The sequence below is a fragment of the Ktedonospora formicarum genome (assembly GCF_016587355.1).
GTDB lineage: Bacteria > Chloroflexota > Ktedonobacteria > Ktedonobacterales > Ktedonobacteraceae > Ktedonobacter > Ktedonobacter formicarum.
This window is the reverse complement of the sequence record NZ_BNJF01000001.1, coordinates 1,250,552-1,263,327: the sequence shown is the minus strand read 5'-3', so window position 1 is coordinate 1,263,327 and position 12,776 is coordinate 1,250,552. Positions and strand designations below refer to the sequence as shown.

Sequence of the window (12,776 nt, the reverse complement as noted above, 5' to 3'; positions counted from 1 at the left end):
GCGTATGATGAGTCTATGGAGACGGGCAAGTCTGGCGCTTCTGTTAGGGTACTGCGTTCTGCTCTCATCCTGCGCCTTTCCTGGTATGGTTGAGACAGACGCGCAATTGCCATTGGTCAAAACCGCGAATCAACAGCCGTCTCTCCCGCCTGCCAGCCTGCCTAAGGATGAGGGCGCACACAACTACCTTACCGAGTGGTGGTACTATACTGGTCACCTGGATGGAGAACAGGGGAAGCACTATGGTTTTGAGCTTGTCATCTTCCAGAGCTTGCGTAGTGATCTGCCGCCACTCTATACCGCGCACTTCGCGATCAGCGACCTCTCTCGTCAGCGCTTTGCCTATGACCAGCGTAGCATCATGATACCTGTGGAGAAATCTAAGACTCAGGGCATTCATGCCAGTGTTGGTGATTGGACCATTCAGGGATTCAATGGACACGATCATCTTCAGGCCGCGATGAAAGAGTATGCTATCAAGCTTGATCTTAGTAGCATGAAGCCTCCCGCTTTGCATAATGGTAATGGGCTAATTACCTATGGGCTGGGTGGTTTCTCGTATTACTACTCGCGCACACGAATGAGTGTGCGTGGAACCCTGACTGATCATGGACAGCCGCTCCAGGTCAGCGGGCAGGCATGGATGGATCACCAGTGGGGAAATTTCCTGACCCTGGGATCTAGCGGTTGGGACTGGTATAGCCTGCAACTCAGCAATGGAGCGGATATTATGATCTATTTCATTCGCGATGATAAAGGGAATGTCATCTCCACTTATGCGGGCTATATCGGCAACCAGGGACAGGATCGCGTGATACCCGCGCAGGCTGTCAAGAACACAGTTTTAGAGCATTGGACCAGCCCTACTACTGGTATTACCTACCCCTCTGGCTGGCGTGTCATGATCCAGGATCTGGGACTGGATCTGACGATTCGGCCCTTACTTAAGGATCAAGAACTCGTCACGACGCGCACAACTGGGAAGACCTACTGGGAGGGCGCAGTCGAAATTGAGGGGCGACAGGACAAACAAAATCTTACTGGTCAGGGCTATATCGAGCTTACTGGCTATCTCAAGTAGCCTCGTTTCTACTCACACGGCGGCACCTCTCCATCTGAAGAGGTGCCGCCGTATCTTATACCGTGCGTACTGACTCATCTACCTTGTGACCACTTGATTGGTTGCGCTTCTGTGGTTGTGAAAGTGCTGGTAGTGTGACGTGTGCGACCTCTTTAAGCCGATCATCGATGAGACCAAAGTAGGTATGACTGATCTGATATTTTGTGGGCATTTCGGTTTGCAGAGTAAGCAATGCCAGAGAATCCTGGTAGAGATGATTACGCTTGATCTCGGCTGTCTTATGTTTGGGCTGTAGCGGAAGCAGGCGTGTGCGTAAGTCTCCATAACTTGTGCCTTGGAAGAAAGATTGCCAAACTATCTTCCGACGATCAGACGAACTGAGTGCGTTTTGGAAAGGGGTGCACACAAATTGAAGAAGTGACATTTGCTCAGCGCTGGTTTCGGCGGAGACCGCGTATGAGAAGTGAACATCTCCTGAGAGAATGAGTGATATTCCCTGGCGCTGGTTGAGCATGGTGAGAAGAGCGCGCCAGCTCGCGGCATAGAGGGGCCAGTGATCAAAGCTGGCCTTCTCCGCTACCTTGATTTGCAGTTGAGCCAGCCAGCGCCCCAGGCAACCTCGTATACCTCGCTGGGCGCTCCAGAGACGCTGCCCTGCATAGTATTCAACCAGGCCGATTAGTGGCGGAAGCAAAAGAGGAACCGAGGAGACCAGGAGGGTTACGGCATCTGGGTTGTCATCTAGCCACGATTGAAAATCCTGCATCTGTTCATCGCCCAGAATCGAAGTGGGAGCGTAGATACGTTCATCATTTGCCGCGAGCCCCGAGGTGCGCTCTGTACGTGTATTGGTAACAAAGATCGAGGGGCTGGTCGCGATGCTATAGTGCCAGGGAATGTGGGTTGTCTCACTAAGCGTTGTACGTATGGAGTACCGCAAAGCCTCAAGAGCGTCCTCGCCACTCTCCTGTGCTGCCTGTGTAAGAGCGAGTAGCGGATGTGGGGTTGTGGCATTGGAGGGGAGATTACCCCAGCCTTGATAGAGCCAGTACGCGACCAAGCCATCCACAATGGTTTGTTCCTGTCCGTTACGCAGGGCCTGTTGCTGCCAATTGGGTGCCGCGTTCCAATTATTGGTAATCTCATGGTCATCGAATATCATATACGTTGGCAGCATGGCAAGGACCTGGCGTATGCCCTGATCATAGGTCCAGGCGTGCTTATAAAGGGTTGTGAACTCCTCAAAGCGTGAGGCGACTGGATTAACCTGAGATGCTAAGTCAGGGGGAGGCTGATCGGCATAGATCTGGTCCCCAATCATGAGTAGCACATGAGGCCATAAGTCATCTCGCTGCTCAAAGTGCTCCTCTAACCAGGAACCAAAAGCCGTCAGCGTATCTTTTTCAGGGTGATCCAGCTTACGGCAAGAGCCGTATGCGATTCGCAAGGAAGACTTTTGTTCAATGTTGGAAGCTGCGAAGGTGCGGAAGCACTGGCGGAGTTGAGCATTGGAGGGAATAGTAGAGGTGGCTTCAGGGAGGGTGTGGAGTTCATAGGTATACCAAGTCGCAGGTGTGAGGCCATTGAGTCGAGCGACAGCATAGAAATGGCCCCCAGCTCTAAGTGTTGATACCGTAGTGTGGATGGCTCCGCTTGAAGGGGTGTGGAGAGGGTAGGCTGTTACTGTTACTTTGCAGGGATAGGCGAACTCTGCCCAGATGATGGCTTCCGAAGTAGTGGTAGCACGCACAATTGGTCCAACCAGTGGAAGGGTCATAGTATTGCAGCATCCTTTCATCGGGTAGGACCCTAGAATTGTTCTCAGGAGTCCTTTCTATATAGAGACGATTAGCGATCAGCAAAATGGCGGATAACTGGTAGTTTTAGGGATTTTTGTGACAAAGTGTTCACTAATGTGGGTTGATATTATAGATGTTTATAGGTAAATCGGGCGTATTATGATAGATGTTTCATATTCTGGGGATATTTAGGGAAGGGATAACACGAAGGAGTATGGTACACTTGCAGAGTAAGTCTAAGGCTGCGATGGGAGAACAGCCATTCTTCGGTTAAATGAATCCTATTATAAGACAAATGCGAAGTTCGAGCGATTCTATTCGCCCATATTGACGACAAAGCCCAGCACTATGGTATACTTTGATGCGATATGAGTCGATTTGGATTGCAGCTTTCATGTATAAAAGTACCCTATAAGTAAATATTGCACCCTTTTGTACAAGAAACTTGTCTTCTATCATACTTGTAGTATAAGATGGGGCCTAGTGATGTGTCTCTCTCCCTTAGAGAAGTGGTCGCATAGAACTGTTTATTAGGAAAAGCCATGGATGCTAGAACGAACACATCGACGGTAGAAGAATCGGCGATCATTGAGCGTGTCATCCGCATTGTGACAAGCGTACGTGATGCCAAGCCTAACTATGCCCTGCTCGCGGCTGAACTTGAGCAGGCTATCCCTTTTGATGTGTTCGGCGTGGTATTGTTGCGGCATGATCGCCAAGCAGTGCGTGTTGCTGTATGTCGCCGCGAGGGGCGTGAGTGGCGTGTTTTCCCACATCAGCACCCGCTTCAGGGCTCAATGTTAGAGCAAGTATTGGGTTCTCCAATGCTCATGGTGAATAACTATCCTGACGGTCTTGATGGTCCTCCTGGTGAGACTGGCGATGCGCTGAGTGGACAGGCTCAGCTTCGTTCTACCGTCATTGCACCCCTTGTTCTGGAAGATAAACGAGTATTAGGTGCGCTGGAATTGGGAAGCGTGGGGCTGAATACCTATGCCGATACGACTTTGCAACGCCTCATTGATGGAGTTGCAAAAGTACTGGCAGCTGCGATTGAGCGCGCACAACTCGGAGGAAGTGCGGTTATTTATGATCGCCAGCGTCAGGCTTTGCAGGACGTCTCCAGTGCTCTAACCTCCCGTATCGATTTGCCTACCATTCTTTCGCGTATTGTAGCTGGTATTGCCAGCGCTTTAAATGTCTCCTCTGCGATTATTATGTTAGGACAACGCGAAGGTAGAATGCGCCTGGAGGCTCAGAAGGGGCTTGACGCGAAGCGCTTACAAAGGATTGTCAGTCAGAAATCGCTTAGTGATTTCTGCATTCTCAGTCAAACGCTGAGAACGCAGACGCGCCTTGTCTCGGACAACATTGCCACGGATGTGCGCTTCCCTATGAGCCGTTTCTTTGCTGAAGAGCTGGGTATGCTTTCGATTCTCTGCTATCCTTTGGTATCGGGGACAACTGTGCTAGGAGCGCTGTTACTCTGTGCTCCAGACGCTGGTGGCTTTACTCCACTTAAAGTAGAAATTCTCTCGCTCTTTGCCAGTCAGGCTACATTCGCCATTCACAATGGGATGCTCTTAGAGTCAGCTCATCAACGAAGCCGTTTCCAGCGTGCTCTTGAGCAGCTTGAGCGTGCGCATGTGCTTCAGCGAAATGAAGAACCGACGAGTGCTGAGGTGAAGGCTGCGCGAGCCGCCGAAGACCTGACGCTGATTGAGCAGCTAAGAGAAGAGACAGAGCGTACCTATGGTATTAGCCTGCAAAGTATCCTCCGTTTTGTGGGTAATCACCTGCTCACGAAAGAGGAATGGAACTGGCAATCCATGATTTATGCTGATCTGGCTGAGCAAGGATTGCCCGGTGAAAGCCATCTACTGGAAGCGCTAACAAAAGAGAGGGAAGACAGTTCTCAGATTCCCTTTGCTGTGGAGAGGGATGAGGCTGGCGAAGAATCTGCGGCTGTGCGTTGGTTAACGCGAACAGCAGAGACTGCACTTGAGGAAACAGGATGGCTAGGTGAACTGAGTCGTTTGATCGAGCGTGAAAATGGCAAAGACGATGCCTGGATTGTTGTGGATATAAATGGCTACTGTCTATATTTGAACCCCAACGCTCAGGCACTTTGTGACGCGCAATTGGCAGGTAGCATGAACAAGCTTGCTGATGTCTACAGTGTTTATAATTCGCCATTCTGGCTTGCGCGGCGCCAGCAGCAAGAGGGTGTTATTACTCTGGAGAATGCCTTCTCAGGCCTCTTGTCTCGGACGCGTAATGCCGACGAGGTGCGTCACTATCTACAAAGTTTTGTGCAAGGTCTGGGTTACGCTCAAGGTGTGCGCTGTGCTGTTATGGCACATCCGGAGAGAGAGAACACCTCTATGACGAATAGGCGGCATACCAGACGCGAAATGGAGAGTATGTCGACCGATTATTATTATCATCTCCGACGCCATGAATTATTCGCTGACGATGGCCACCTGATTTCATATGTACTTCAGGCGCGGGATGTCACAGAGCAGGCGCGCGACGAACGAAATCGCTCCGCGCTTCTCTCCTCAGTCTCACACGATTTACGAACTCCTCTAACAACGATTAAAGCAGCAGTTACAGGGCTCTTACAAGAAGATCTGGAATGGGATGAAGCAGATCGCCGAATTTTGCTTGGTGATATTGAGAGCGAAACAGACCATTTGAGCGTGCTCGTTAATGCTCTGGTGGAATTATCGCGAATCGAAATGGGAGCACTAGTCCTTCAACACTCATGGTGCGAGGTTGCTGAAGTGATCCATGGCGCACTCGTTAAGCTGAATCGCGTTGCCAGTGAGCATCATATTGAGATTATTCTTCCAGATGTATCTCTGATGGCCTATGTTGACCATGTACAACTGGAAAGAGTATTTTATAATCTTATAGAGAATGCTGCGCGTCATAGTCCCCCACAGAGTACCGTTACTGTTCGTGCGGAGAAAGTAGAAGACTCATTACGTGTGTCAGTTATTGGTTATAACATTAGCGGCATTCCGGAAGAGGAGAGCGAACGCGTCTTTACAGCCTTCTATAGTTCGCGTACCTATGGCAATGGTTTGAGCCTGGCGATCTGTAAAGGTATTATCGACGCTCACCAGGGCAAAATCTGGGTTGAAACCACCAAAGAGGACGTGACAAAGCGTATTGGCGAAGTGAGTGATGAGCGAGGAGGAACGGGTCTTTGCTTTATTTTCACTGTGCCTCTGTATCCGCACGCGAGAATATCGCTGGAACAAGAGCATCAGCCTGGTTTCGCGCATACGCGCAATAGGATGGATCCTATGGACGCAATCGCACAACCTGTACAAGAAGTAGTCCAGGAGAATCATCATGAAAGCTAAAGGGAAGCGCATACTCGTTGTGGATGACGAAGAAGTGATCCAGCGGGTTCTTCGCAAGAACTTACTGGCGGGTGGATACGAAGTGCTTGTCGCTGGGAATGGAAAAGATGCATTGGATATGGTTCGCTTGCATCATCCTGACCTGATTCTGCTGGATTTGTGTATGCCAGGGGAGTATGATGGCCTTGATGTCTGTATCGAGATCCGCCACCAGGGACCCAAGCCGCCGATTATTGTTCTTTCCGCTATAAGCGAGGAAAAGCAAAAAGTGAAGGCTCTGGACCTGGGAGCGGACGACTATCTGACTAAACCCTTCGGCAGTGAGGAGTTAATGGCACGTGTGCGTGTCTGCTTGCGGCGCACACAGTCATCTGATGATAATCTGAAGCAGGCAGAGATACTGGTTAGTGAAGACCAATATCTCTCTATGGACTTGGTACGACGTCAGGTGCGGGCTGGTAAGCATGAGGTTCGCCTCACACCTACAGAATTCGAGCTCTTAAAGCAACTCATGTTAAGCGCGGGCCGTGTATTGACGCATCGCAACCTGTTGCGCTTAGTATGGGGCCCAGAATATGGCGAAGAGTCTGATTACTTGCGAGTCTATGTGAGGCAATTGCGCCTTAAGGTGGAGGAGACGCCATCCCATCCACGCTATATCATTACTGAGCCGGGCATAGGCTATGTTTTTCGCGGCCAGGTTGTCGCCCAGAATCTTTAATACAATCTTAACGGTGGGATATAGCAAGCCGAGCGTGTTTGGTATAAACTATAGAGCTAGGGTGTGTTTTCTTATGGAAGCGCGACCTTGACGAAGTGGATTTCCGAAGTAGGCTTCATGTATCCCTGGTTTGAGAGTAACGAGAGAGTATGCGTGGTGAGAAGGGATGTGGATAAAGATCGTATTTCGCGATGGGGCGAGAGAGCGAGTGCAAGGGAGCAATACTCAAGAGCGATCAGCATGGAGTGGGTGGGTATGTTGTGTGTTGGGAAGAGCAATGCGACCTACATTAGAGAATAGCACAAAATGCATGGGGTGTCAGGGAAGGCGCGGAATAGGTGTCTTAGTAAGCAGATATATACAAAAGTAAACGTGAAAATTATGACGGAATGTCTATAGCATACGCGCGATGAGCACAGACGTAGATGCCTGTAAAGATCGCAGATGGGGATTTATAGGCTAGTCGGTAAAAGGAACTAGGGACCACAATGGAGCAGCAAGATCGCATCATGGATGGAGACCTACAAACATTAGGACTCCAATCTATCCTTAAAATGCTTGCGCTAAGCGAGAAAACAGGAAAGCTATTTGTCTCTTCTGGGCCAGACACTCTTTCTATCAGTCTGCGAAAGGGGAAAATCGTAGGGCTACATGAGGAGGGTGTGCCACAGCCAGACCTCCTGAGTATGCTCTGCTTGATTAACAGGCTGGACCCTCCACGTGTGCAGCAGATTCAAGAGATGGCTCGCGGCAATATGCAAATAGCCTTACAATTGCTCGTAGAGCGCGGCTGGATGCCAGCGAGCGAGATGCAGAGACGGCTGGAATTCGCCGTGACTCAATCTATTAGTCATGCTATGCGCTGGGTCAATGGGCGTTTTTCATTTCATCGTCAGCTCCTGCCTATGGATACGGCCATGCAGCCGCTTGATGTGGATTCTGTGCTGCTGGAGGCCCTACGGCAGGCTGACGAATGGGAAGAGATTGTCGCGGAGGGGATCACTCAACTCACGCGTAGTGTCATGGCTCGTTGGTCTCCCGACGTTAAGCGTGATCTACGGAGCCTGGGTCTCAACCAGGACACTATAGAAGTTCTCTGCCTATGTAATGGCGAACTTCCCCTACAGGCCATTGCCCTGGTGCAGATGACTCCTGAAGCTCGTGTTGCTCGTGTTATGATGCAGCTCCTCAACCTCCATTTGATCGAAGTCGTGGATACAGCTCTGGAAAACAACCTGCAATTGGATCTCTCAAATATAATCATTCGCTGCCAAACCACTCTCCAGCATTATCGCGAAGTGACAAACGTTGAACAACTGCTGTTGGGCCTTATAAAGGCGCTCTGTGACTGTGTCAATGAGCTTTTTGTGCATCACGGTAGTTTTGCACGCAGCTTGCGTGGCAGAGGGCAGCTCACTCAATCCGAAATAATGCGCTTTATCGAGCGACGCTTCGTGCCACCCCTGCAAGAGCTTGCCAGACACCAGTATCCGATTTTAGAGACTGCCACCTTTATTCAAGGACAACTTGATTGTAGTGATATACTGACCCTCAATAAAGTTGTTAAGGGAGAACAGCTAGAAGAATTTTATGGAGAGGCTGTATTAGGTCTCTCCGCATATTTGCGTATGGTCTTTGACGCGCTAGCAAAGGATGAAGTTGGGAATTCGCACATGGGTCGTCAGATTGCGATGGCTTGGCGTGTCCTCCTCTCGGAAATTGATGGCGAGATCCAAAAGTACCAGTTTTATCGAGCACAAAAAAATGTGCAGCAAGCTAGAGGGCAACGTGTGCAGCAGATGCAGCAGGGCTCTCCATTTGGCATCGTACAAAACACAAGAGGAGCGGTCCAGAATGAGGGAGAATTCTGGTCGCCGGAAACGCAAAGGAGGACAATCTAAATGGCAGTGGATCAACCAACGGTGCTGGTGGTGGATGATAGTCCCACCGTACGCAAAATTGTGCAGATGACCCTGCAAAGAGAGAATATTCGAGTCATAACCGCCAGTGATGGACTCAGTGCTCTGACCTCTGTGGCTGACGAGATGCCAGCCGTTATTTTGTTAGATATTCAGCTTCCTCGTATGGATGGGTACCATATTTGCCAGATAATTCGTAAAAGCTTGCAGTTTCGGCAAATTCCAATTATTATGCTCAGTGGGAAAGACGGTTTGTTTGACAAGATGCGAGGGCGTCTGGCGGGCTCTACTGAGTACCTGACAAAGCCCTTTGACTCCGCTGAACTGGTGCAAACAGTCAAAAAGCATCTGGTGAACTGGCAGGATAGAATGCCGGTCCGGCAGGAGCAAATGCGCCCACGCACCAGATACCGTCGAGGCTAAAAATACGACTACATGTTTGTGTTCAGCTTTACCTATGCAAAACATGCCAGGTAAAGAAAAGCATAGTATTATAGCCTTAAACTCCCATCACACTGGTATGCTATGTTTAGGAAAGGTTATAATAGGATGCCTGGGCAGAAAGTACTCGTTGTGGATGATAGTTGGACAGAGTTGACGATGATTGTGGCTCCTCTACGTAACAGCGGATTTGAGGTTGTTACAGCCGTTGATGGCGAAGAAGCCTTCGAGAAGGTGTTCAAAGAGCGTCCACAGTGCATTGTGTTGGATGTAGTGCTCCCTAAGCAGAATGGGTTTCAGGTATGCCGAAGGCTGAAGAGCCTGGAGGCAAGTCGACATATTCCGATTATCTTGTTGACGAGTAAGAACACAGCGCTCGATCGGTCCTGGGGCTTGCGGCAAGGTGCGGATATGTTCCTTACCAAGCCATTCAAAGATGAAGAGCTTATCGCAAGCGTGCGTCGCCTGGTCTAAAAGGGACCACGTATTAACCAGGACGTGTTAAAAACTTGAGATAGCGTCAGGCGGTACACGCCTGTTCCTTTGGGGAGTAGTTTTGTGTCCAGCGAGAATCTGAAAATGTTGCAACGCGATAGACTAGCTGCTATTCAGCAGCTACAAGAGAGAATGCTTACTGCATCTTCAGCACCTTCTGGTAGTGGTCTGCCGGGAGCTGAGGGTGCTTCCGCAGTAGTTGGCGAGCAATATCTGGTCTTCTCTTTAGCTGGCCACGACTTCGCCGTAAAAGCGGGGCAAGTTCAAGGTGTAGAGCGCCTTGGCTTGTTGACTGCGGTTCCCAATGTTGCTGATTGGGTACTAGGGGTTATTAACCTGCGTGGTTCGATTATATCAGTAGTGGATTTTCACACGTTTCTAGGATTAGGGCCAGCGGCACAGACATCACGTACACGGTTACTCTCGTTGCAGGAAAATGAGATGGTAATCAGTTTCGTGGTTGATAGTGTCAGTGAGATGCTTCCTATTCCTGATACCGCTATTATTAATGGGAATGTGCGTCAGGCTACAATTCCTCACTGGGCTACACCCTATGCTGCTGGGTGCGCGTTGCTTGCGACACGTGTACTGGTTCTATTGGATGTGACACAGTTACTTTTCTCTGAGAAAATGCAGCGCTACGAATCTATCGGCTAGTGGGTCTTTCGTGACCCGGCTTACTACCTATTCGAGAACCTGAGCGCGCTCGCCACGAAGTGGTGCCGCCGCCGCAGTACCCTCTTGTGAGGGTGCCCCCGAATGGGGTCGGGTTTCGCAGAAGACGTTAGAGGCAGATCGTAAAAATGACAGGAGGTCTGGCGGGATGAATCCTGATCGGAACAAGGGTATGACCGTCGATGGCATCATGCAGACGAGTATGATCGTCTCAGCGCTAGTCCCGTTGATTGCCTTCGCGGTTCTAGGTGGCTTATCTCTACAAATGAGTGGGGGGGCGCTGATCGGTCTTATCATTGGGTGTGCGGTGGTAGTCGTATTGCTTGTGCTTATCGTTAATTATTTAATGCAGAGGCGAGTGAAAGATCGTGTTCAGGGCCTTATTGAGGCGTGCCGCGAGTATGCAAATGGTGATCGCAGTGCCCGTGTAGCGGTAAATGGGGATGACGACTTTGCCGTTCTGGGTATGTCGATCAATTCCCTACTTGAGCATCAAAGCCCCACCCCCAATGCTGCTCTTGGTAGTGGCGGTAGCGATGCTGCGGCCTTGCAGGCTCAGATTGAGAAACTACTGCAAGAGGTAAGTGCGGTTGGTGATGGTGATCTTCGCGTACAGGCTGAGGTCACTCCTGATACATTGGGTGTGCTGGCGGACTCGTTTAACTATATGATCGAAGAATTGGCGAAGGTTGTGGGTCGCGTGCAGTCAACCGCTGTACAGGTCACTAATGCGACTCGTCGAATTCTGGACGGATCCAACGAACTGACGCAAGCATCCGAGACGCAGGTGGCGCAGATTTCACAAACCACCGAGGCTGTAGAGGCACTGGCTGTCTTTATTCAAAGCGTCGCGAAAAATGCCCAGACGAGCGTGGATGTATCTCAACAGGCATTGCGTAATGCGACTAATGGTCAGCAGGCGGTGCGTCAGACAATTGAAGGCATGATGCTGATTCGCGAGAATGTGCAAGAGACCGCGAAGAAGATCAAGCGCTTGGGTGAGCGATCCAATGAGATCGGCGAAATCGTACGTATCATCGAAGATATCGCTGATCAGACAAACTTGCTTGCTCTTAACGCCGCGATTCAGTCGGCGATGGCTGGTGAGCATGGACGAGGTTTTGCGGTTGTTGCCGATGAGATCCGCCTCCTGGCTGAGCGATCGACGGAATCGACGAAGCGTATCGCGACACTTGTCAAGAGTATTCAGGGTGATACTTACGAAGCTGTTGTGGCTATGGAAGATAGCACCCAGGAAGTTGTCAAGGGATCACAGCTGGCAGATAACGTTGAACGTTCATTGAACTCCATCTACGCTGATGTTGAACGTCAGGCGCAGATGATTGAGAGCATCGCGCATGCCGCGAATGAGCAGACCAGCGTCTCTGAAGCCGTTGCTGTCGCTATGGGTCGTATTTCAGAGATTACTCGCCAGACCGACTCCAACACACAGGAAGCAGCGGTAAGTGTGAGCTATCTTGCTGAACTCGCTGAGCAACTGCGCGCTTCGGTTTCAACCTTCCGCCTGCCAGATCATGCAAGTGAAGTCGCTGGTGGTACCTTCCCAGGAATGGCATCTATTGCTGAGCTCCCTTCTGGGAACAATAATAGCTTAGATAGCTTCGGACTTCCTAGTCTTGCTGCTCCAGGCGGTAATGATGGGGAATGGAATAGCAATCAAAGCTTCGCGGGCAGTTTCCCACCACTTCCAGAGCCTAATAATGAGTCACTTATTGCTCTTGGTTCGCGTTCAAATGCCCAGAGCATGAGTTCACAGCAGGGCTTTGGAGACCAGTTTGGTAGCTTTGGTGGACAGAATGATCAGTTTGGCAGCTTTGGTGGGCAGAATGATCAGTTTGGTAGCTTTGGAGACCAGGGAGATCAGTTTGGTGGCTTTGGTGGGCAGAACGATCAGTTTGGTGGCTTTGGCGGGCAAAACGATCAGTTTGGCAGCTTAGGGAGCCAACAAGGTTTCGCGAATCTGGATGGAGCTGACAGTTTTCAGGGTATGAATAGCGGCTTTGGGTTGCCGCAGAATTCACTCCCTGGTATTGGTGCCCCTAACCCTAATGGATTCTCCATGCCACCAAATACACCTCTCGGCCCTGTCTCGCAGCCAGGTTTCCCAGGTCAGCCTGGAACCCGCCAACCACAGCAGCAACGCTGGCCTGGCGAGAAGAGCTCAGATCAACCGCCTTTCCAGCGTTAGCATTGTGTGCTCGTACATACAGCAACAAATAGCAGATCAGTGTTAGGTCATTCCCTTCAAAA

8 protein-coding genes and 1 pseudogene are annotated in these 12,776 nt (G+C 50.3%); 8 read left to right on the top strand and 1 reads right to left on the bottom strand.

Going from position 1 to position 12,776, the window contains the following annotated elements:
- The first annotated feature begins 4 nt into the window (after window positions 1-4).
- Window positions 5-1,081: a lipocalin-like domain-containing protein gene (locus K3T82_RS05435; RefSeq protein WP_220192469.1), complete on the top strand. Its 1,077-nt coding sequence runs from the start codon at window positions 5-7 to the stop codon at window positions 1,079-1,081.
- A 55-nt stretch (window positions 1,082-1,136) separates the two neighbouring features.
- Here K3T82_RS05435 and K3T82_RS05430 read toward each other — a convergent pair whose 3' ends face one another.
- A complete protein-coding gene (locus K3T82_RS05430; protein WP_220192468.1) occupies window positions 1,137-2,858 on the bottom strand; it encodes an alkaline phosphatase D family protein in 1,722 nt (573 codons plus the stop codon).
- A gap of 564 nt (window positions 2,859-3,422) precedes the next feature.
- Between K3T82_RS05430 and K3T82_RS05425 the strand changes: the two genes are divergently transcribed.
- The 7 genes and pseudogenes from K3T82_RS05425 (at window position 3,423) to K3T82_RS05395 (ending at window position 12,714) form a co-directional block, all read left to right on the top strand.
- Window positions 3,423-6,254, top strand: coding sequence for a sensor histidine kinase (locus K3T82_RS05425; RefSeq protein WP_220192467.1), 2,832 nt, complete (start codon window positions 3,423-3,425; stop codon window positions 6,252-6,254).
- On the top strand, window positions 6,244-6,975 hold the full coding sequence (locus K3T82_RS05420) for a response regulator transcription factor (RefSeq protein WP_220192466.1): 732 nt from the start codon (window positions 6,244-6,246) through the stop codon (window positions 6,973-6,975). Before K3T82_RS05425 ends, K3T82_RS05420 begins: the two co-directional genes overlap by 11 nt.
- Before the next feature lie 488 nt (window positions 6,976-7,463).
- The gene (locus tag K3T82_RS05415; RefSeq protein WP_220192465.1) at window positions 7,464-8,876 is read left to right on the top strand and encodes a DUF4388 domain-containing protein; all 1,413 of its coding nucleotides are present in this window, start codon (window positions 7,464-7,466) and stop codon (window positions 8,874-8,876) included.
- Window positions 8,877-9,245, top strand: a pseudogene (locus tag K3T82_RS05410) (response regulator); the annotation flags it as partial. It lies immediately after the preceding gene.
- Between the two features lie 198 nt (window positions 9,246-9,443).
- Window positions 9,444-9,809 (top strand): response regulator, encoded by a 366-nt coding sequence (locus K3T82_RS05405; protein ID WP_220192463.1) that lies wholly within the window; start codon window positions 9,444-9,446, stop codon window positions 9,807-9,809.
- 84 nt (window positions 9,810-9,893) lie between these two features.
- Window positions 9,894-10,487 (top strand): chemotaxis protein CheW, encoded by a 594-nt coding sequence (locus K3T82_RS05400; protein WP_220192462.1) that lies wholly within the window; start codon window positions 9,894-9,896, stop codon window positions 10,485-10,487.
- Window positions 10,488-10,653: 166 nt separating this feature from the next.
- Window positions 10,654-12,714, top strand: coding sequence for a methyl-accepting chemotaxis protein (locus K3T82_RS05395; RefSeq protein ID WP_220192461.1), 2,061 nt, complete (start codon window positions 10,654-10,656; stop codon window positions 12,712-12,714).
- Window positions 12,715-12,776: the final 62 nt, after the last annotated feature.